This is a genomic window from Alkalihalobacterium alkalinitrilicum, from assembly GCF_002019605.1.
Classification (GTDB): domain Bacteria; phylum Bacillota; class Bacilli; order Bacillales; family Bacillaceae_F; genus Alkalihalobacterium; species Alkalihalobacterium alkalinitrilicum.
On the sequence record NZ_KV917368.1, the window covers coordinates 893,080 to 916,485 of the forward strand.

At 38.3% G+C, this 23,406-nt stretch carries 16 protein-coding genes; 15 read left to right on the forward strand and 1 reads right to left on the reverse strand.

What is annotated here, in order from left to right; translation table 11 throughout:
- Positions 1-28: 28 nt before the first annotated feature.
- The 8 genes from BK574_RS04295 (at position 29) to BK574_RS04330 (ending at position 10,032) form a co-directional block, all read left to right on the forward strand.
- Positions 29-1,090 carry a serine hydrolase domain-containing protein gene (locus tag BK574_RS04295; RefSeq protein WP_078427650.1) on the forward strand — a complete coding sequence of 354 codons (1,062 nt, stop codon included), beginning with the start codon at positions 29-31 and terminating at the stop codon, positions 1,088-1,090.
- Between the two features lie 199 nt (positions 1,091-1,289).
- Positions 1,290-2,345, forward strand: coding sequence for a serine hydrolase domain-containing protein (locus BK574_RS04300; protein ID WP_078427651.1), 1,056 nt, complete (start codon positions 1,290-1,292; stop codon positions 2,343-2,345).
- A 33-nt stretch (positions 2,346-2,378) separates the two neighbouring features.
- Entirely contained in the window at positions 2,379-3,155 is a 777-nt protein-coding gene (locus tag BK574_RS04305) for a class I SAM-dependent methyltransferase (protein WP_078427652.1), read from the forward strand.
- A 55-nt stretch (positions 3,156-3,210) separates the two neighbouring features.
- Complete coding sequence (locus BK574_RS04310) at positions 3,211-3,684, forward strand: GNAT family N-acetyltransferase (protein ID WP_078427653.1); 474 nt, start codon at positions 3,211-3,213, stop codon at positions 3,682-3,684.
- 481 nt (positions 3,685-4,165) lie between these two features.
- The gene (locus BK574_RS29140; RefSeq protein WP_420796987.1) at positions 4,166-4,363 is read left to right on the forward strand and encodes a hypothetical protein; all 198 of its coding nucleotides are present in this window, start codon (positions 4,166-4,168) and stop codon (positions 4,361-4,363) included.
- Between the two features lie 156 nt (positions 4,364-4,519).
- Positions 4,520-6,481, forward strand: coding sequence for a putative thiazole-containing bacteriocin maturation protein (locus BK574_RS04320; RefSeq protein ID WP_078427655.1), 1,962 nt, complete (start codon positions 4,520-4,522; stop codon positions 6,479-6,481).
- Positions 6,481-8,421, forward strand: coding sequence for a TOMM precursor leader peptide-binding protein (locus tag BK574_RS04325; protein ID WP_078427656.1), 1,941 nt, complete (start codon positions 6,481-6,483; stop codon positions 8,419-8,421). The genes BK574_RS04320 and BK574_RS04325 overlap by 1 nt, the downstream gene beginning before the upstream one ends.
- A gap of 24 nt (positions 8,422-8,445) precedes the next feature.
- Entirely contained in the window at positions 8,446-10,032 is a 1,587-nt protein-coding gene (locus BK574_RS04330; protein WP_078427657.1) for a SagB family peptide dehydrogenase, read from the forward strand.
- Positions 10,033-10,373: 341 nt separating this feature from the next.
- Here the strand turns inward: BK574_RS04330 and BK574_RS04335 are convergent, their stop codons facing one another.
- Positions 10,374-10,865 (reverse strand): hypothetical protein, encoded by a 492-nt coding sequence (locus tag BK574_RS04335; protein WP_078427658.1) that lies wholly within the window; start codon positions 10,863-10,865, stop codon positions 10,374-10,376.
- A 992-nt stretch (positions 10,866-11,857) separates the two neighbouring features.
- Between BK574_RS04335 and BK574_RS04340 the strand changes: the two genes are divergently transcribed.
- From BK574_RS04340 to BK574_RS04370, 7 genes are all read left to right on the forward strand, one after another.
- Positions 11,858-13,819 carry a sigma-54-dependent Fis family transcriptional regulator gene (locus BK574_RS04340; RefSeq protein ID WP_158211528.1) on the forward strand — a complete coding sequence of 654 codons (1,962 nt, stop codon included), beginning with the start codon at positions 11,858-11,860 and terminating at the stop codon, positions 13,817-13,819.
- Between the two features lie 332 nt (positions 13,820-14,151).
- The gene (locus tag BK574_RS04345; RefSeq protein WP_158211529.1) at positions 14,152-16,101 is read left to right on the forward strand and encodes a hydantoinase/oxoprolinase family protein; all 1,950 of its coding nucleotides are present in this window, start codon (positions 14,152-14,154) and stop codon (positions 16,099-16,101) included.
- A complete protein-coding gene (locus BK574_RS04350; RefSeq protein ID WP_078427661.1) occupies positions 16,091-16,438 on the forward strand; it encodes an acetone carboxylase subunit gamma in 348 nt (115 codons plus the stop codon). The genes BK574_RS04345 and BK574_RS04350 overlap by 11 nt, the downstream gene beginning before the upstream one ends.
- Before the next feature lie 4 nt (positions 16,439-16,442).
- Positions 16,443-18,617 carry a hydantoinase/oxoprolinase family protein gene (locus BK574_RS04355; protein ID WP_078427662.1) on the forward strand — a complete coding sequence of 725 codons (2,175 nt, stop codon included), beginning with the start codon at positions 16,443-16,445 and terminating at the stop codon, positions 18,615-18,617.
- Positions 18,618-18,632: 15 nt separating this feature from the next.
- Entirely contained in the window at positions 18,633-20,852 is a 2,220-nt protein-coding gene (locus BK574_RS04360) for a hydantoinase B/oxoprolinase family protein (protein ID WP_078427663.1), read from the forward strand.
- Between the two features lie 10 nt (positions 20,853-20,862).
- Complete coding sequence (locus BK574_RS04365) at positions 20,863-21,750, forward strand: hypothetical protein (protein WP_078427664.1); 888 nt, start codon at positions 20,863-20,865, stop codon at positions 21,748-21,750.
- A gap of 101 nt (positions 21,751-21,851) precedes the next feature.
- Entirely contained in the window at positions 21,852-23,399 is a 1,548-nt protein-coding gene (locus tag BK574_RS04370; RefSeq protein WP_078427665.1) for a long-chain-fatty-acid--CoA ligase, read from the forward strand.
- The last annotated feature ends 7 nt before the right edge of the window (positions 23,400-23,406 follow it).

Genomic DNA, 23,406 nt, shown 5'->3' on the forward strand with positions numbered 1-23,406 from the left:
GTATTTTCATTTTTTGAGGAGGAGCAAGATGACTAAAAAAGTAGATGATGCATTCCTTCAACAGATCGTAAATCAAATGATTAAAAAGAAAAACAACTTTGGAGCGGTTTTGTGCGTTGAACAAGGAAATGACTTTTCTTGGGTAGGCAGTGCTGGGAACCTTAAAGATGATGATCCGTACTTTATTGCAAGTGTGACGAAATTATATGTGACAGCAGTCATTTTAAAATTAAAAACAGAGAAACAGCTGGATTTAGACGATTCAATATCGAACTATTTATCCGAAGATATCATCGGTGGACTTCATGTACTCGACGGAGTCGATTATTCAAAAGATATTACCATTAAACATTTAATCTCTAATACATCGGGACTACCCGATTATTTTGCCTATAAACAACCCAATGGAAAAACCGTAGCAGCTGAACTTTTCAAAGGGATCGATCGGAGCTGGAAGTTAGACGAAACATTGACGCTAGTGAAGCAATTAAAGCCAAAATTTAAGCCAGGACAAAGAAGCAAAGTCAATTATTCGGATACAAACTACCAACTTCTTGGAAGAATCATAGAAAACATAACAACGATGAGCATGAGAGATGTATTTCAAACGTTTATTTTTGACGAACTTGGCTTATCCAAAACGTATGTTTATTTCGATGTAAATGATACAAATCCCTCACCGATCTATTATAAATCCAAGAAACTCGATTTGCCTCATTATATGACTTCCATTACTCCTGAAGGGGGAATTGTTTCGACGGCGGACGAAGTGATGATATTTTTAAAGGCGTTTTTCAGTGGGTGTTTTTTTCAAAAAGAGGAGATTGAAATGTTAAAGCGGTGGAATAGGATTTATTTCCCTGGTCAATTTTACTTTGGTATTGGCCTCGAAAAGCTATGGACCCCTCGTTTCATCTCACCTTTTCGTCCTATACAAGAAGTATTAGGTTTCTGGGGGCAATCAGGTGCATTTGCCTTTTATAACCCCGAGCGAGATGTATACTTTACAGGAACAGTCAATCAATTGAGTGGTTTAGGTCATAGCGCGGCTTATCAAGCGATGATCCGTGTACTTAAAACTATTTCATAACTATACATTTTGATTCGATATACGGAATACATCAGTAACATTGATCATTTAAAGGTGAGTTGAAGCGCACAATGGTTTGCTGGAGCCATAGTTTCGCTATTGGAAAGAAATAAATCATCTTTGAAATTGTATGGAAGTAACTGAATGGTGAAAGTCTTGTGGAAACGCATATAAGGAAAACTAGAAATGGGGGATTTTTATGCAAACGAAATCGAAGGAAAAAATAATTAAGTCCATTGAACATTCATTTAGAAAAAAAGTGCAAAAAGATAAAAACCTAAAGAGTGCATGTTTACTCGTTCATTCGGAAACGAACGGCATTCACATAAATATCGCAGATGGTTTGATGGATACCAATCAGCCCGTTTATATGGCAAGCGTCGGGAAGCTGTTTACATCCGTTATCATTAGTATGTTATATGAAAATGGAAAATTAATGTATGATGATAAGATCACAAACTATTTGGAACCGTCACTGCTAGAAAAAATCCATGTATATAACGGAAAGAATTATACAGAACAAATTCAAATCAAACATCTACTAAAACATACATCTGGCTTACCTGATTTTTTTCATCAATTATTAAACCAACTTCTAAAAGATCACAACTTTAATTTGAGCCCTGAGGAGGCCATCACTTGGGCAAAAATTCATCAAAAACCTCATTTCCCTCCAGGTGATGGATTTAAATATTCCGATACTAACTATCATTTGTTAGGATTGATCATTGAAAAATTGACTCAATTACCTCTTCATGAAGCGATCCACCAATATATTTACGAGCCTCTCGAAATGACGCATTCATCATTCCTATTCGAATCTAATCCAATAGATAAAAAAACGTTACCAGTCGCAGATTTTTATGTAAATCATCACAATATCACTAATTTCAAAGGATATTCAGGGATCGACTATGCTGGGAGTGGAGTCGTATCTACAGGCGAAGATTTGTTAAAGTTTATGAAAGCATTAACTTCTCACCAATTAGTAAAAAAAGAAACGCTAGAGAAAATGAAGCGAGATAATGCAAAGTATGGTGTCGGAATTGACTATGGTTATGGAATGATGCAGTTTAAACCAGTGCCACTTCTCATGCCTAAAAAATTTACACTCTGGGGTCACGCTGGTATAACAGGGGCGTTTATGTTTTATCATCCGAAGCTGGATACCTATGTAATTGGTACGTTTAACGATTTTTCGTATGAAAGAAAAGGCGTCAAATTTATGTTAATGAACGTGATTAATCGGTTATAACGATAAAAACTATATTGGAATGGAGGGATGGAAGTGGGCATTGATTTTCATAGCAACAAAAACCGAGGTAGTTATACGAGTCGAAAGGCTGATAAGTTATGGGGCGATGCGATAACCCATCTTGTGCCGATCGAAGATATATCTGTTGCATTAGAAGTTGGGTGTGGTGGGGGAATATACTGTAAGGCACTTTCGGAGATGGGAGTCAATTTTGTTACGGGGGTAGATTTTTCAGATGCTATGCTTGAAGGTGCAAGAGAGAATTGTAAAGACTATCCAAATATTTCTTTTAAGAATGGAAGTGCTTTTCAAACAGGTGTAGAAAGTAACCATTATGATCTATTGCTTGAACGGGCATTGATTCACCATATCAACGACTTACGTTCGTGTTTCGCAGAAGGAAATCGAGTCTTAAAGGATGGTGGATATTATATTGTTCAAGACCGTACGCCTGAAGATTGCCTCTTAGTGGGTAGTGATCGTCATATTAGAGGGTATTTCTTTGAACTTTTTCCGAAACTAAAGGAAAAAGAGTTAAATCGCAGGCATAAGAGTCAATTGGTAATCGAAACGCTAAAGAAAGTTGGTTTTAATAACATTGAAGAAATGAAGTTATGGGAAACAAGAAAAGTGTACGATACGAAAGAGCAGTTGCTACAAGATTTAAGTGAAAGAACGGGAAGAAGTATTTTGCATGAACTAGATAATGTAGAATTAAATCGTTTAGTCAATCATATCGATCATTCTTTGCCAACAGATGGAAAGATCGTTGAAAGAGATCGATGGACGATTTGGAAGGCAGTTAAATGATGGTATTGGGATTTATAAGCAGGAATTTAAGTAGATAGTAACAAGGAGTTAGAAGATGCAAATTAGATTAGCAAAGGTAGAAGAATTGCAACGGGTGTTGGATATATTGAATGAGGTTACATTAGATTTGAAACAAAAAGGAATCAACCAATGGATTGAACCTTGGGATGAAAATAAAGTTTTAGATCAGATAAATAATCATTACATTTATGTTTTATTAAACAGTGAGGAAACCATCACAGGAACCTTTTGTTTATATGATATAGATAGGATCAAAGAGGTATCTGTTGGTGAAATAAGTAAATATCTATCTCAAATTGCTATTTTGCCAAAATATCAAGGTAGAAATTATGGTTCTAAAATCACACAATTTGCTTGTTCCTTAGTAAAAGAAATGAATCAAACGTTATATTTAGACTGTTGGGCTGGAAATGATAAGTTAAAAGAGTTCTATAGTAACAATGGATTTGAATATATCGGGGATTTTCCAGAAGAAGACTACTTGATCAGCATGTTTAAATATAATTAACTACCCAATAAATAGGGTATATTAGGTTTGATTTACTGAAATAAGAGCTCTAGAGTCCGCTTAAGTTAAAAAAAGCTAGTTTAATCATTAAGAAGTTTAAACAAATCCTGTATTCATTTGTACAGGATTTATTTTTTGTTAACGTATATCGATTTCATGTAAGAAATAAAATGAATATTCATCCGAAATAAATTTCTACATAGCCGTATTAACGATACCTTCAATGGATTATAGGCACCGATATCAGTAACAACTACCTAAAAGGAATCATATTTTGTTGAAGAGAGGAAACGGAATATCTGGTGTTTTTATATTTTTAAATCTAATCAAAAACTTCGTTCAACTCTCCAGTCAGGTGCTGGATTAACCTGATAATTAAATACAAAGGGGAAGAAAAATGCAAAATTATCAAAACCAATTTCAAAATTATCAAAACCAACTGCAAAATTTGGAAATGGATCAATACCAGGTTGGTGAGTTAATGCCTATGGATACTTATAGTCAAGATGAACGCCAATTAGGTCTGTTTGGAGGCGGAGGCTTCCATCGTTGTGGAGGTTTTCGTTGCTTCAGTTGCTTTAATTGTTTTAACTGTTTTAATTGCTTTAACTGCTTTAACTGCTTTAGATGTCATAACTGTTTTAGATGTCATAACTGTTTCCGCTGTTGGGGGAGTTAATCGTTCATTAAGAAAATTTAGTTATTTAATGAAAAAAAGTGTCCTTGCATGTCTAATCGCAGGGGCACTACTTTTTTAATTAATCATAAGGGACAAATAAAACTACATAAAATAGTAGTGCATATTTTGAATCGATTAGAAATAAGGAGGAGCTGAATGGCAAAAATTAACGCTTCCGCACGTCTGAAGGTAAAAAGAGATACATTTTATCTACCTGATCAAGAAGGTGGTGTGTATTTTAGAAATAACGAAAGCTCATTCCGAATAAAAGGAAATACCATCTATCTGTGGATTGAAACACTGATGCCAATGTTCAACGGGGAGCAAACATTAGGTGAATTGACAAAAGGACTAACAATCCCTTATAAGAAGAGAGTATATGAGATTGGAGAAACGTTGTACAAGAACGGGTTTGTACGAGATGTAAGTCAAGATCGTCCACACCAATTAAATCGTACAGTTCTTGAAAAATACTCTTCACAAATTGAATTTATTGAGAATTTTGGTGATTCTGGTGCGTACCACTTTCAAGAATACCGTCAAGCGAAAGTTCTAGCAGTCGGTGCAGGCTCCATTCTCGTTTCATTAGTTAGTGCATTAATCGAATCTGGACTTCCTAAGTTGCATTTTATGGTTACGGATTCAATACCTACTAATCGGACCCGGATTTATGAACTGGTGGAGAATGCCCAAAAAACTGATTCCGAGATTGAAGTAATGGAGGTCTCTTTTGAAAAAGGGAAGCAAAAAAGTTTTTGGGAACAAGTGGTGCAGGACTATGATGGGGTTCTTTATGTCTCGCAGAACGGAAATATAAATGAACTAAGGGAACTTAATTCCGTGTGTAAAGAGGAGAGGAAGGTATTTCTACCTGCCATATGTTTAGAGCAAGTTGGGCTATCAGGTCCAGTCGTTCATCCTGATTCAGATGGATGCTGGGAGTCTGCATGGCGTCGCCTCCATCAAGCTGCTGTTCATGCCGATCGACAGCCTACCAATTTTTCTTACACAACTGGATCGATTTTAGCCAATGTCCTTGTATTTGAATTTTTCAAGAAAGCTGTAGGAATTGCAGGGTCAACTCAAAGTAATCAAATTTACCTGCTGAATTTTGAAACATTAGAAGGAAACTGGTTATCATTCATCACACACCCGTTAGTTACCTCTACAACTAAAACGACCATGCTGATTGAAGACCTTAATTTAAGGATTAAACAGCAATTGAACAGAATTACCTCAACTAGTAACCTATTGGAATACTTTAGTAGATTAACTTCCGAAGAAATAGGAATTTTGCATTTATGGGAGGAAAGTAATTTGCCACAGCTTCCTCTGGCACAATGTTATGTTCAAGCAGTTAATCCGTTGACTTACGGACCAGCAGAGCTCCTTGAAAAAGTTGTTTGTGCAGGTTTTACACATGAGGAAGCAAAAAGACATGCTGGGCTGACTGGCATTGAAATGTATGTTACACAATTAATCGATGCACAAGTTAAGGGATTCTCAAGCCAGAATCATCATGTTGACTCAACCATACCAGAGGGTTTATTAGGCATTGGAGCAGGGGAAACAATCGAAGAGGCTGTATGTAGAGGGCTACAAAGATTTTTAGATGAAACATTAAAAGAAAGAAAGGTGGAACAACGGAATACGATTTTTGATTTGCAACCAGGTTCAATAGATGATAAACAATGCAGATTTTATATAGATGCGTTGACTACCTTACATGGTCCACTAATCATCGATGAAAAAGAGGATATACTAGGCTTCCCTGTTATAGGAGTAGGTTATAATGGTCGATGGTCCACTAAGGCAGGTTTAAATACAACGTTAGCATTACGAAATGCATTAGAACAAGCACTTTTGAATACTGAAAACGAGACGAATTCACTGGAAAGGCATGAAATGGAGCCAGCCAAATTTCTTGAAAAGAAGGAATCCAAACTCAAAATTCCTTCTTGTGATGAAATAACTCAATTTGAGCTATTACAATCTTCCATTCAGGTCCTAACAGAAAACAAGAAACGCTTATTCGTTTATGATCTTTCTATCGAACCTTTTTTAAAAGAGCAACTAGCAGGAGTTTTTGGCGTCCAAGTTCGAGGGGAGGAATCATAATGGCATCCTTAATTCTAATGGATGGAAAGGGGTTATTGGCAGATTTTGTCTATAATCAATTGTCCGGAAACATTCTCATAAAGCGTCAAAGTATATTAGAAGACTTTCCTGATGAAACAGAATTGGCTCTGGTGCTCCACGATTCTTGGCATCCAAAGGTTCATCAAAAAGCGGAAGAAAGATTCAGGGACGTTGGTATCCCTTGGCTTCGAGGTTTCATTTCGTTTGGGGAGGGAATCATTGGTCCCTTAGTACGCTCCGATACATCGGGATGTTCTTTCTGTGCTGACATGCGACGTATCATAGCGGGATCTGATCGTCAAGAAATGTGGAAGTTTCAAGGAAGAATGCCAGAAGAAGAAGCTATACTGCAAGATGCTTGGGCATCACAAATAGGTCTGTTTCAAATGGCAACTTTGATAAGTAATGAAGTGCGGCGGATTCTTCAAGGCGAATCCAGCAACATCGAAGAAAAAGTGTTCATTTTGAACCTGAGAACGTTATCGAACTCTCGTCACTTTTTCTTGCCTAATCCATCGTGCCCGATGTGCAGTTCATTACCCAATGATACATCAGAATTAGCTCAAATACGGTTAAAATCTAGTCCTAAAATCAATGGTGGCGGTTATCGCAGTCGTTCGATAGATGAATTAAAAACAGTGCTAGTCAAAGATTATCTTGATTATCGTACTGGGCTCATGAATGGGAAGATGCAGGATGTCAGGCTACCATTTGCTGATGTTTTAGTGAACATGCCGCTGTTTGGAGGAGATGAGGGAGTAGCAGGGAGATCTAATTCTTATGAAATGAGTGAGCTTACTGCTATTTTAGAAGGATTGGAAAGATATTGTGGGATCGAGCCTCGAGGAAAAAGGACAGTCGTTCATGATAGTTATCGTCATTTAGAAAATAAAGCACTAAATCCTACAAGTGTTGGTGTACATGAAAAGGATCAATATGAAAAGCCTCATTTTCCGTTTAAACCTTTTAATCCTGATGCCCCAATGAATTGGGTCTGGGGTTATTCTTTCTTACAAGAACGTCCTATTCTGATTCCAGAGTTACTTGCTTACTATAGTTTGGGCTGTGGGGAGGGCTTTATATACGAAACATCAAACGGATGTGCATTAGGGGGGACTTTAGAGGAAGCCATTTTCCATGCTATTATGGAGGTTGTCGAGCGGGATTCGTTCTTGTTAACCTGGTATGCGAGGCTCCCTCTTCCGCGGCTTGACCTTCGTTCAGCTAACGATATAGAATTACAGCTGATGGTCGACCGTATTTCTGAGGTTACAGGTTATGACCTTTATTTTTACAATTCGACGATGGAACATGAAATTTCAAGTGTTTGGGCAGTGGCAAAAAACAGAAGATCCAAGGGTGTAAACATTATTTGTGCAGCAGGTGCTAACCCTGATCCTGTAAGGGCTGTAAAAAGCACGATTTACGAGCTTGCAGGAATGATGTTTAGGGATGATGAAAAATTGGAGATAAACCGACAGAAATATAAAAGGATGCTTAAAGATCCGTTCGCAGTACGTACTATGGAGGACCATGGTATGCTATACGGTCTGCGAGAAGCAGAGGAACGACTAAATTTTTTGTTGGATAATCATCGACCTTTACGTACATTTGCTGAGGAATTTAAGGAACCACCAACCAATACTGATCTAAAAGATGATCTTCAGGATATCCTTCAGAGGTTCCGCCGTTTAAATCTTGATGTTATTGTGATTGACCAAACCACGCCTATAACCAAGCGCAATGGATTGTTCTGTGTAAAGGTATTGATTCCTGGTATGCTACCAATGACATTTGGACATCACCTCACCCGTGTAAAAGGGTTGGAGAGGGTACTTAGTGTACCCATGCAACTAGGGTTTGTGAAGAAACCGTTATTGTATGAACAGCTTAACCCATATCCCCATCCATTCCCATAATGGAAGAGTAGGAGGACAAAAGATTTGGAGCTTGATACATTTCTTCATCAACTACATTTTGACACGGATAAAATCTTTCCACCAGATTGGCAGGTAGATTGGGAAGGTGCACCACTTCCCTATAAATTATATCAGGAGGCATTACCTGAGATCGCGCTTACTTCAGAAGTACCCTTAACAATCAAAAAGAGAGAAAATGCTCTAAACCCTAGTCTTGAAGAGCTTGGTCATTTCTTATGGTATGTTTACGGTCTTACTCAATACTCTCAATCTATTTTACTTGATGGAACCGAGGAAAAGAATGTGAGCTTTACTCAATCTTTACGGAGATTTGTTCCCTCTGGCGGTGCCTTGTATCCTAATGAATTATATGTGTATGTAAATCTGGATGACGCTCCTAAAGGAATATATCATTATGATGTAGCGCACCATCGTCTTATTTTGTTACGAGAAGGAAATTACGATTTCTACTTATTTAGAAGTCTTGAAAATGGTCTTCCTATTTCGGATTGTTTTTGCACCGTTTTTGTCTCGACCGTTTTTTGGAAAAATTTTTATAAATACAATAATTTTTCCTACAGACTCCAAGGGTTAGACGCAGGTGTATTAATTGGGCAATTATTAGAAGTAGCCAATCGAATGGGGTTCTCTACACGGGTAAATTATCAATTTCTTGATCAGTCTATTAATCATTTGCTAGGGTTATCCGAACAGGAGGAAAGTGTATATGCGGTAATCCCATTAAGTATGAAACCTTCAATTACTTGTGTTGACAACGATCAAAAAAGAGAAGAAATGGTTTCTGCATCTGAATTGTGTCGGGAAGTTCCAGTGTTGAATCATGTTTCCTATAATCGTTCAAAGAGAGTCATTGATTATCCGATGCTGAGAAAACTTAATAAAGCTTCGATGTTTGAAACAACGCATTCATTTGTGAAAATCAAGAAAATTAGTTGTGAGAATCCTCCATTAGATAGGGAGATGGTATTGTTTCCATTTACGGACTGTTTTTCGTACGACCTCGCATCTGTTTGTAGGAAGCGGTATTCTCCCGATATTGATTTTATGTTAGGAAAAGTAAGCCAAACACAATTATCTACTCTTTTAAAAGAGACATTTTCTTTCTCGTATCAAAATGACATTGACGATACACAGGGCCAAGTTGAGACTCGTGTTTCTTTATATGGCAGTTTTTATAATGTAGAGGGAATTCCTAATGGTGCCTATTCTTATGAATATGGCACTCATGCACTTCGGAGAATAACAAAGGGGGATTACCGGGAGTTTTTACAATCTGGTTTAACCATGCCGAATGTAAATTTGTATCAAGTTCCACTCTGTTTTCATGTGGTTGGAGAAAAGGATCATCTCAAAGGGATATTAGGGTATAGAGGATATCGTATTCAACAGATGGAAGCGGGCATTCTTGTGCAACGGCTGCTCTTAGTGTCGAGTGCTTTAGGAATGGGGGGGCATCCGTTGTTAGGATTCGATGCGAACCAATGTGATGATCTCTATAGGATCAGATCGAAAGGAAAAACAAGCTTGATCCAAATTCCCGTCGGTTCATACCGTCCACGTGCCTGGTTAAGAGGGAGTTTACGTAGCTAAGTGGTAAGAGTAACACACTGTTTTTCGTGCAAAAATGGATTTTTACAGTATAGGATTTCATAGGTACTGAACTTGAGCAGGATCATTGATTCGATAGAATGGTAGATGCAGTTTTGACTTATGGGAAGATGATGTACGACGATAAAAGGGAATTAACTGATGAAGAAATTGATTATTTTTTCAGCAAAAATACGATAAGTACATGGTTGGGTTGTTAAGGAAAATTCACAATATGGAAAACCTTCAATAAACAGGATTGATATTGTTAAAGTATAAAAAGTAGGTGCAGAAGAAATCTTTCTGGACCTACTTTTTAGGTGGATTTATTAAATTTTTCTATACTAACACCAAACAATGATTTTAAAGGGTACTGTTTGGGCAGGGATGCTTTTAGTAGCAGGTCCGTAGATGACAATTAGGTTTCGGTTAGCGGGGTTATTTGTAAAAGGCTGTGCGTTGGTCAAAACGATTTCGGTATAAGGAGAGAGATTTAGTTTTAATTGGCCATCACGACTTACTAACTGTGAGTCAAAAAAATCAACTTTTACATTTTGATATGGGCTTTGTTTTACCATCACAAGGGCTTGGTATTGAGGTGGATAAATGAGCGGTACAGGTGCATCGCCATCATAATATCCCGTCACTTGGTCACCGATTCTTACGATTGCCTGGTTTACAAAATAGGTTGTCGGTGAAACGACGAAGTTCACAATTCCTCCCATTCCATCTTCTACAGACATGAATTTATAACAACCTGCACCTTCACCATTACCCCCAACGAAAAAATCTTGAATCGAAGTAAGTGTTCCTTGAAAAAACCTGAAGTTGACCATGCACATCCCCCTCATCATGTATAAACGTAACTGTCTGGGAGCTACAATGAAGTTTGGTGAAGGGATGCATTTGTATATTTGCGAGAACGTCTCCCAAAATAAATAATATGTTTAAAAAATTGAAAAAAGAACAAGAATTCGTTTATTAATAATCGTGTTACCCTTATTCATTTTTCAATCCACCTGCTGCTAACGGACCAGAATAGTTCATATTAGTCATAATCTTTGCCATTTCTTTGGGGACTCTTTACAAAGACTATGGAAGATGGTGTAAAGAGCTTGGAAAACTCACATAGTTCATATACTATGATTACTACTAGCTAGATGCAATTGAATCTCTTTCCACTTATTTAAAAGAACAAAAAGATATATATGTGAAGGAATTAATTGAAAACGAAAAAGGTATTAATTTACCTAGAATGAATACTGTAGCTATTGAAAAGGTCGAAAAAGGAATGTAATATAATGGTATGGATTTACTTGGTATAATTAACTATTCCCACAAACATATTTTAAATTTTTAGTGACATCAATTTTCAATTATATTTCGTTTCATTATAATAAAGCTTTCTAAATCTTGGGCCTTGCAAATGTTACTCTAATAAGGATATGTGTGTCTTACTAATCAAAGAAATCATTACAAAATGACAAGTTTTCTATGAACTATTTTAGTAATAATTGTGATAGTATTACTTATCACATGGGTTGAATTGCAAGGATTTTGTAATTCGTTTAAATTCTTTTTGTAAAAAATTTTACTTACATGTATTACATATAGAACTCATCACCTTAATTTTTATCTTACTCTAGCAAAGTAAAAAGTAGCTGAAAGAGTTTCCGCATTACTATCTAATGTACTTGTGGAATCGTTTTTTCAATAGATAGTTAGTTCCTAGTATAGAGCAATTGAAGTTAAGGGCTACGGTCAATAAATAACGTGACATATCTGAACAATATCTTTGTCTTACATTTTTGAAAGGAGGGACATGTTCTTGCCATATCGAGTAGTGAGTCAGTTTGATGATTTTTACAATTTGGAGAAAAGGCTTAAAGTAAATTGGGAGCGCTTTCATTCTGATGGAGTAATACCTAATTACCAAAGAGATATCGTCTTAACTTCTTGGGAACGTTGTATTCGAAACCAGATAGACCCTGTAAAAAATAATGGGAAAATCATCTCGTCTATACAAGAGAAGAAGGAACAAAATGAATACCTTATGAATATCTTTTTGCCTTTTTTGGATGAGATTTTTCAAAATTTTACTCATGATGATATGAGTATTGTCTTAACTGATCATGAAGGAATAATCATCGAAGAAAGGGCAAGTTTGAACACATTAAGGAAATTACAAAGTTATAATTTTCATATAGGCGCAGATTGGAGCGAGGAGGTTGCTGGAACTAATGCTATTGGAACTTCGTTAATAGAAAAAGTGCCAGTACAGATCTTTTCTTCTGAACATTTCTGTCAAAAATCGCATCCATGGGTCTGTTCAGCAGCACCGATAATTGACCCAGTTACAAAGCAAATCATAGGGGTATTGAACTTGACAGGAGGAAAAAATTTAGTAAAGGCACACGATATGGGGTTAGTAACAAATAAAGTACAAAAAATTCAACAAGGAATTGGCACTCACCTTATAAATAGCAATGTCTTTCAAATATACTCACTGCTAGAAACAATTAAAGATCCAGTTTTGATATTTGATATGAGTGGTAATATCCTACAACATAATGAAGCAGCACGATATTTATTTGGCGTAAATTTTGGTGAGCAGTTATCAAAAGTACTAGAAACCCCAATAAACCAAATGGATTTGAACAACAAACCGAAAAAATTCGTGCTAGACGACGTCAAAAAAGAAGGAGGAAATGAGTGGCGTATCACCATACAGCCTTATAAGTTGGGGACATACCTGTTAGGTGGGATGGCTACTTTTGAAAAAATTGCAAAAGATAAATCTGCCCAGGTTTCTTCAAAAGGGAATAGAACTAGATATGGGTTTGACCATATGTTGACAAATGAACCCTCAATGCTGCAACTAATTAAATTGGCTAAAAGAGCAGCATTTAGTGAAAATACAGTATTGATTGGCGGGGAAACTGGTACAGGTAAGGAGATTTTAGCCCAATCAATCCATGACTATGGTCCTCGTCAAAAGAAGCCTTTCGTTGGTGTTAATTGTGGAGCTATTCCTAGGGAGCTATTGGCAAGTGAATTGTTTGGATATGAAGGAGGTGCCTTTACTGGAGCTAAATCTCAAGGGAAAAAGGGGAAATTCCAGTTGGCTGACGGAGGATCAATTTTCCTAGATGAGATCGGTGACCTTCCTTTAGACGCTCAAGTTTATCTTCTTAGGGTACTTGAGGAACATACAGTCATACCAGTAGGTGGAATAGAGCCAGTGCCCATAGACGTAAGGGTAATTGCTGCTACCCATAAGGATTTAAAACAGGAAATTAGAAAAGGTAAATTTAGAGAAGATCTTTTTCACCGATTGAATGTTATTTCATTAACGATTTTACCCCTTAGAGAACGTCGAAATGATATATCTTTACTTATTGAATTTTTTCTAAAGGAGGCAAGTAAAGGAGTAAATTGTCCGCAGGTTGAGGAGGAAGTTTGGAGAGCTTTTCACACTTATTCTTGGCCAGGTAATATAAGACAATTAAAGAATGTAATAGAACAAGCAATTTTTCATACCGATGACGGGGTAATTACAAGAAAAGATATTCCTCAAGATTTACAAAGTGTAATAATGGGTTTACCTGTTCCAGAAACTGAGGCTTCTGTTCCTGGTCAGTGGAAAGGTCAATGGAAGAAAAAATTAAACCGGGAAAATTTAATTGATGTTATACAAAAGACTAATGGGAACATATCTGAAGTCGCTCGGTTTTACAATGTTTCAAGAATGACGATTTATCGAAAGCTCAAACAGTTCGGGTTGGAGTAAAAGTGTTAATGCCTCATCAAACTATCTGAGTAAATTTATCTCCTACTTGTAGTAACCATTTAATTATCCGAAAAATCAGAATAGTGTAACAAGTGTAACAAATGTAACAGCTGTAACAATTTGTAACTAGTGTAACTATATCTGTTTCAAATAATTGCTGGACAACAAAAAAAGCAATATAAACATAGGATATTGATAGTCTTTATGGCCATCAATATCCTTTTTTAAGTTGGCATGATTTTTGCATTTTAGGTTATAAGACCGAAAGGAGGTCAGTGCAGAAGTAAGGGGAAATGTGTTCAAAAAAATTAGGCATGGGAAGGAGAATTAAAATGGGGCTTTTAATTAACATTGACAATGGTGGAACTTTTACTGACGTTTGTGTCATGGATAAAGAACAAGTTATTCGTGCTAAGACATTGACGACACCATTTGATTTAACAAAATGTTTTACTGAAGTTTTAAAAGCGGCTTCTAAGGAAAAGTACGGACAGGAAAACTTACAGAGGATACTAGGAGAAACAGAATATATTCGATACTCTACAACTTCAGGAACTAATTCGATCGTACAGAAAAAGGGTCCTCGTTTAGGCTTGATTTTGAATGATGATGTGGATCGTTCGTTCCTTTTAGAAGGTAAAGAAGAGAAAGAAATGTTTGCAGCTATAGTAGGTGACAGAGTTGTAGGAATTAGTGTAAATGATGAGCAAAGCTTACTTGAAACGCAAGTCGTGGAGGTTGTTAACGATTTACTTTCAAAAGGTGCTACTCGACTTGTTGTTAGTCTAAGTGCGCCTTCTATGGTTGAAGATGAAAAGAAGGTTCGTAATATTATACTTAATAAATATCCCCGGCATCTATTGGGAGCAGTACCAGTCTTATTTTCACATGAAATGGTGGAAGATTATGATGACATAAAGCGAACATGGGGAGCACTTATTAATTCATTCTTACACCCTGGTATGGAGCGTTTCTTATATAATGCTGAAAATGTATTAAGGGAGTACCGTGCAAAAAATCCACTACTTATTTTCCATAATGATGGAAACTCGGCTCGTGTAGCTAAAACAAATGCGATTAAAACATATGGTTCAGGTCCACGGGGTGGCATGGAGGGGACTAAAGCGCTAGCGAAACATTATAATATCCCTACCTTATTGACACTTGATATTGGTGGAACGACTTCCGATATTGGGTTAGTAAAGAACGATAACATCCTTGAGGATTTGTATGGCGAAGTAGAAGGTATACCAACTTCCTTCCGTCTCAGTGATTTGATTAGTGTTGGTGCTGGAGGGAGCTCTATTATCCGTGTAGAAAATGGAAGAGTAGTAGTAGGACCAGAAAGTGTAGGAGCAGCTCCAGGTCCAGCGTGCTTCGGACGAGGAGGCCAACAACCTACTATTACAGATGCTTACCTACTAATGGGAATTTTAGATTCTAAGTCATATTTTGGTGGAAGTATGATGCTAGACCAATCACGGGCTAGTGCAGCAATCGAGGGGAAAATAGCTGAAGAGCTAGGGGTAAGTTTGGAAGAATCCTTGTTATCTATGGAAAAGGCTTACGAGCAAAAAATAGCTGAGGGGCTCTCAATCTATCAAGAAAATGAAGGTAAATCTGCTCTCCTTGCTTTTGGAGGAGCTGGTCCGATGAGTGCCTGCGGTGTCGCTCGTGAAGCTGGAATTGAAGAAGTTATCATACCACGCTTAGCAGCAGTGTTCAGTGCATATGGAATCAGTTTTAGTGACATTGCACATGAGTATCAAATTAGCTTAAAAGAACGAAAACCAGAAATTATTCAAGAAAAGGTCAACCAATTGAAAACAAGAGCAGAGCGAGATATGTTTGCTGAAGGATTTACACTTGCCGAGTGTAAAATAGATGTTTCAATTGGAGTAGTCTCCAATGGTGAACTTAAGCACATAGATATAGCTGACGCTGATGAATTATTTAAAGAGGACAAAGCCTATGATGATATTCAGGTATATCTAAAGGTCGTCAAACCGATAGCGCATGCAAAACTACAAACGAACGTAAAGTTAGAAGAAGAAAAACCTGAACTTGTAAGGCAGCAACGTATTCTGCTTCCTTCTGGCGAATGGCAAGAGGTACCTGTCTACAATTTTGAAAACATGGCGATTGGGTCTTGTGGAGTAGGTCCAGCATTAATTGAAGATGAATACTTTACTTGTCGTGTACTCGATGGTTGGACGTTTAGAGTAAATGAAAACTCTGATATCTTTATGAAGGATGAGAGGAGTAACCCAAATGAAAATTAAAATCACGGAATATTTGGAAATTAATTTAGAAGATGAAACTTGGTGTTGTAGTAAATGTAACCATAAGGTTGGACCAGCGCGCAAAAACTATAAGGAGGGACTCTTAGTTTATGCAAGAGACCCGCGAGAAGTACATCGTCCTATATTAAATCCAGATTTATATGAATATACATTTTCCCCAGACCCTAATTGGTTACAGATAGTCGAGTATTATTGTCCAGAGTGCTCCACTATGATGGAAGTTGAGTATTTGCCACCAGGACACCCACCGCAATATGATATGCAGTTTGATATCGATGCTTTGCAAGAGCGTTATAAAGGAAAAAGAGAGGGGTAAAACCATGAAAAGAATAAGTGTAGATATTGGGGGCACCTTTACCGACTGTTTTCTAGTTTGGGATGATTTCTACTTGGAAACCAAGGCATTAACAACTCACCATAATCTTGCAATAGGCTTTATGGAAGCCCTAGAACAGGGATGCAGTAAGTTAAATCTAGATGTTAGGACGGTCCTCTCTGAGGTCGATTCCGTACGATATGCCACCACTCTTGGAACGAACTCTTTAATTGAGCGAAAAGGTCCGCAAATTGGTCTTTTAACAACTGCTGGTTACGAACATTCTGTCCCGTTAAGCCGTGGACGTGGATATGGTGAAGGGCTTACTCCTTTAGAACAACAAGACCTTGCCGCTGCAAATCGTCCTGAACCACTTGTACCGATGAGGATGATAGCAGGGGTTAGAGAAAGAATCGATTATAAAGGTAAAATCGTTATGCAGCTTGATGAGGAGCATTTACGCAGACAGATTCGGCTACTAGTTGACCGCGGAGCACAAGCTTTAGTTGTGTCGCTAATGAATGCAGTTGTTAACCCAATAAACGAAAAAAGAGTAGAAGAAATTATTATGGAAGAGTATCCATCCAGTTTGCTGGGTGCGATGTCAGTAATTCTATCGCATCAAGTAGTTGGCCGTAAAGGGGAGTATGGGCGCACTACATCAGCAATCTTAGATGCTTATCTACATGACAAAATGTATTATGCCTTAAGCTCCCTGGAAATGACGTTGAAAGATTATGGTTATACAAAGCCGATGCTTGTCGTTCATAATACTGGCGGAATGGCCCAACTGAACTCAACACATGCACTTCAGACCATTCACTCTGGACCCACTTCAGGTATAAATGCAACTGAACATGTTGCAGAGAAATTCTCCACAGGTAAGGTAATTGCCATGGATATGGGTGGAACGAGCTGTGACATTGGTTTGGCTGTTGGTGGCGGAATTAGATTCTATGATTTCAACCCTACGATTGATCGTTGGCTAGTAAATCATCCAATGCTTCATTTAAAGATTATCGGCGCTGGTGGAGGATCTATTGCACGCTTTGATCAAATGTTCAACACGATTGAAGTGGGTCCACAAAGTGCTGGGTCAGATCCAGGACCAGCTTGCTATGATCGAGGTGGAATGGCTCCAACTGTAACAGATGCTGACCTGATTCTTGGATATCTAGATCCAGAATATTATGCAGAAGGAACTATTAAATTAAATCGTAAACGTGCAGAATTTGCAATACGCGAAAATATCAGCGATGAAATGGATATTTCCGTAGTTGAGGCTGCTATGCAAATAAAGAAAAAGGTAGATAGTAACATGGCTTATGCTATTTCACAAGAACTTGGTGTTAAGGGGTATGACACCAAAAATTTCACCCTTTTAGCTTACGGTGGAAATGGTCCGTTGCATAGTTGCGGGATTGCGAATGTACTAGGTATAGACCAAATTTTTGTCCCTCCATTTAGCCCGATTTTCTCAGCATTAGGTGCGGGAATTATGAACCAGTTGCATATCCATGAAAAGAATGTCTTTATGAATATTTACGACTCGAACACACGTAGCTTGTTGAACCAGTATGAAACATTCAATTCTACTGTCTCGGATCTGGAAGAGGCTGGTAGGGAAGATCTCCTTCGTCAGGGTATGTCAGAAGAGGATATTCAATTTCGCCTAGAGCTAGATATGCGTTATGGGAATCAGGTGGCTGAGACATCTGTTATTAGCCCAACTAATCGACTGAATAATGTGGAAGATGTTTTTAATCTCATTGCTAAGTTCGATGAAAACTATGGTGAGCGATTTGGTCGGGGGAGTCAATCTCCAGAAGCTGGGATACGGATTAATACGATCCGTGTAACTTCTTATGTTTCCCTTGATTCCATTGAGTTCGAACAAGGAAAATCCTATCAGAAGAGTGAGTCAGTACCAGTAAGGGAGCGACCTTGCTACTATGTCGGTTTTCCGAATCCGATTATGACAAAAGTTTACAATGCAGATGATATTGAATGCGGAGCAGTTATTGAAGGTCCAGCACTGATTGAATCTCCACGTACTTCTTACTTAATTGAACCAGAGTGGAGTTTGGCCATGGGGCCACAAAGGTCAGCTTGGATTACACATAAACGGGTTGGTTCTGGCGTTCAAGGGCGATTAAACAAGGTTCAAACTCAACGATAAAGGAGTGAAGGTTGAATGGAACAATCACAACGCGAAAAAGAGTTAGTGGATAAGTTTTTAGAGGATACCACCTTATTTCTAGGTCCAGACCCAGAGATTATATATGATCACGGAATGGCACCAATAACGGAAGTTGAGGAAGAAGCTATTGCAAATGCTTCAGATGCAACAATTAGTGTAGTGCGTAGTAAATTACAGGCCGCTTCCATGGAAGCATTTGAAATGTTAGAACAAATTGGAGCAGCACCTGGAGCGAAATGGGGGGATCTAATAACGGGCTTTTATACAGCGGAGGGTGATCTCTCACTGGCCTCAGGTGGAGTATTAGTTTTCTCCACTACCGCTCAATTTGCGGTAAAGTTCACTCGTAAATACTGGGTAGATGAACCTACTGTGGGAGTACATCCAGGGGATGCCTTTATGCATAATGACGCTCGCTATGGAGGGGTTCATAATGCTGACCACAGCATTATGCTTCCAATTTTCCACGAAGGCAAACTAGTTGCATGGGCAGTTGCTGTCGTACATGAAGGTGAAAACGGAGCTGTTGAGCCAGGTGGTATACCATCTGCTGCAGAATCGAAATTTATGGAAGGGTTAGTACTCTCCCCGATTAAGGTTGCAGAAGATTATACGCTAAAAAAAGATTTAGTTACTTTTATGCAGAATTCCGTGAGGGAACCTAAACTTCAACTACAGGATATGAAGGCAAAGCTCCACGCAACTATTCGGATGAAACAGCGGATTGAAGAAGCAATGGAGGAATTTGGAGTTGATGCGGTAATCGCGACTCTGCGTAAAACTCTTGATGATACAGATGCAGAAGTAAGACGTAGAATTTCCAAGTGGCAAGATGGTACTGTGAGAACCATGGCAGTGATGGACGGGACCTTACGCGAAAACATCCTCATTAAGTCCCAACTAGAACTAACCAAAAAAGGCGATGAACTTCACTTTAACGTCAGTGGTTCGGCTGCCGAATTTGCTAACCGTCCTAATAATACTACAATTACAGGTTATAAAGGATTGATGGCTCAACTATTCCTACAGTTTATCTGGCCTGATTTACCACGTAACCAGGCTGTCATTGCGCCAATGAAGTTTACCGTAACATATAAATCGATTTATGATTCTTCTTATGAAGCACCTAACGCTCAAAGTATGATGACTTACTTCCCGATGTTTTCAGCTGCTCAGCACGCCCTTGCTAAATTCATGTATAGTTCACCAGAACAGCATACGAAAGTGGTGGCACCTTGGTACAACATGATCGCTACGTTCATTTATGGAGGAACTACCCAGAACGGTGAAATAGTGGGGAACATTGGGACAGATTTAAATGCTATGCCTGGAGGAGCAAGAGTAGATAAAGATGGGGAGCATGCTATTGCTCCAATATTTGCGGCAATGGCAGAACAAGGAGAGCAAGAATTAATAGAAGAGGAAATCCCTATGATGCATTTATCACGCAGACTCCTTAAAGATAACCAAGGCTTTGGGAAGTTCCGAGGAGGGCAAGGTTATCAGATTATTACAGCCGTAAAAGACAGTCCATTATGGGGGCTGATGTCTACAACAATTGGTTCTAAATATCCGACTGTAAGCGGTTTATTTGGTGGATATGGTTGTCCAGCCTATCCACTAGCAAAGGTGAAAGGAATTAACGCATTTAAGATTATGGAAGAAAACCCTGAATTATTCCAGTACACAATGGAAGAAATCATGAATGAACAGCCGTTTGAGGGGGCTGAGTATACTACTCACCATCGTGGACTTCAATATGAAATTGTTAACGAAGGCGAAATTTATATGCTCTCCCAAGGTGCTGGTGGTGGTTACGGAGATGTATTGGATCGTGATCCGAATCTAGTGATAAAAGACTTAGAAGACGGTTTAATTTCAGAATATGTGGCTAAAAACATCTATCATGTTGCTTATGATGAGAGTTCTTTTATTTTAAATAAAGAAGAGACAGAAGAACGACGTCGAGTGGAAAGAGAAGCACGTAAAAAGCGAGGCGTTCCTTTTGGAGAGTTTGCTAAGCAATGGGTCACTGAAGAACCTTCTGAAAACCTACCTTGGTTTGGGTGTTGGGGAGACCCTGAAATTGTTTATGGAGGTTCACCAGAAGTAAAAATGACTGCCGATACTTTACAACCAGTTACTCTTCCAGATCCTAAAGATGTTCGGATTAAGCAGTTGGAAGCTCAACTAAATCAATTGGGAAGTAAATAGGAGGGAGACCATGACAAGTCCAGTCCAAACATTGTTTAAGGCACCTCGTGGTATTTGGCTAGATTATATTGACTATGCTAAGCAACTATTTTCATCTAGTAACCAAAATATTTTTCAGAATTCTGCCCTCCTTATCTCGACTTACAGTCAAGCACAAGGGTTGCTTAAATCTGACGTTATCCATTTATCTGTCGATCAGATTTACAGTGCATGGATTGACACTCATCCAGAGGATGTAAAATCATGGTATGGAAAGAGACTGACATTTGCTTTAAAGAAATTGTTAGCGATGGAGGAGCCTCGAAATATTTTGGTTGATATGATAAATGGATTGGCCCAACTGAATAGAGATGCTAAACCTTTTGCGTTAAACATAGGTTCCCCACAATATTGGCTGCAAAAGATGAGTGGGATTATTCGACCAAATGAGGAACAAGTGATAGGAAACGAGGATATTGACAGCGCAGCAATGTATCTATCAGACTTTTTACGCGCATTTTCAACATCTGGAATATCTGCAATTGTCATTCAAGAGGTAAACGACCCTTCAGTTGGTCTACAGGAGGCCCTTGAGCTTTATCAACCAGTCCTGAATTTGGCTAAACATTACCAATGGGCTACAGGACTTTCCTTACCAGATGCTTCAAGCAGATGGGAAGGTTATGAAACGCAGGTGGATTTTACTCTTTTTGGTGGTGAAAGCATCAGTTGCTTGCAATCCTTACAGAGTAAAAGTACGACAATTGGCGGAGGATTAAACGAGGACTTCTGGAACCGTAAAGAGAATTTAGATAAAAAGAGTATTCCACAAGGTGTTTTGTTTGGCAAAATACCACAAAATGCAAATCCAGAAACAGTGCTCGAACTCTTAAACCAGATTCGTCAACTAGTAAGGTAGTAATAATATAAATCAATTGATAACCTCGCAGCTATACAGAGCTGCGAGGTAATCTTCTTAAATCTTCATATTATAAATAATTAATAAAAGGTGGAGTAGATATGCTCGAGACAACATTAGGTGAGTTGTTTGATAAAGCTGTGAGCCAATACTCAGACAAAATTGCGATAAAAGATCCTAATCGAAGTATCACGTATGCTTCTTTAGGAGAAGAGGTAAACCAGTGTTCCAATGCCCTTTTACATATGGGTATTGAACCAGGTGATAGGATTGCTCTTTGGACAAAGAATTGTATTGAATATGTTGTTTGTGAGTTTGCAATTTCCAAAATTGGCGCTGTTCGTGTCCCGTTAAATACTTTTTTAAGTGAACAAGAAGTACAGTATAGATTAGAAGATTCTGAGGTTAAAGCAGTAATTTGCGAGTACGAATATGTTAATAGTGTTATAAATATCGTTGAACAGATTAGTATAAATCCTTTAGTAATTCATCTCGGTGATAGTGGAGATAGTAGCTTAAGAAGTCTCCAAAATTTGTCTACTGTAGAAAAACCCGCAATAGAAGTTAAATGTGATGATTTAGCTGCAATAATGTATACAGGGGGAACGACTGGACGTTCTAAAGGGGTTATGCACACCCATAAATCAACCATATCCCTAATGTATAGTGAAATAGTAGAATTTGAGCTTGAACGAGGTGTGACTATGCTGCACGTAGCTCCACTGCCACATGCAGCAGGTTTTCTAATCCTCCCTGGTCTATTACGTGGCGGGACACACATTATAGACTACGGCTTCAACGCTGAATCATTTTGTAAAAAAGTTGAGCAGGAACGGGTAACCTTTGCATTTCTAGTTCCGACGATGATATATAACTTGTTGGATTTTCCAGATCTACATCAATATAACCTTTCGAGTTTAAAAACTCTTTTTTATGGAGCAGCCCCCATGGCACCAGCAAGAATTGAGCAGGCATTAAAAACTTGGGGTCCTATTTTATTACAAGGCTATTCACAGATGGAGGTAGCTAATCAAACTACGATACTAACTAAGGCGGACCACCAGATTGGTCCTGAAGAAGAACCAAAGCGCCTTGCATCCTGCGGTCGCCCAGTGATTATGTCGAAAGTAAAAATAGTAGACGAAAAAGGTAATGAAGTTCCACAAGGGGAATTTGGAGAAATAATTACCCGTGGACCACACTTGATGCAAGGGTATTGGCGAAAGGAAGAGGAGACACAAAAAACGATACGTAATGGATGGCTTTATACAGGGGATATGGCTTATCAGGATGAAGAAGGTTACTTCTATATGGTGGATCGTAAAAAAGATATGGTAATTAGTGGCGGGTTCAACATTTATACAACAGTAGTCGAGAAAGTTTTGTTTGAACATCCGAGCGTACGTCAAGCTACGGTAATCGGGGTCCCTGATGAGAATTGGGGAGAAGCGGTTAAAGCAGTGGTTGTAACAGATAGCCTAATAAGTGAAGAGGAACTTTTGAGTTTTTGTAAAAGCCGCCTAGCTAAATACGAGGTGCCCAAATCAATAGATTTTATCGATTCACTACCTGTCACTGCATATGGAAAGATTGACAAAAAAGCCTTGAGAGCTCCATATTGGGCAAATCAAGCTCGACAAGTAAATTAAGAGGGAG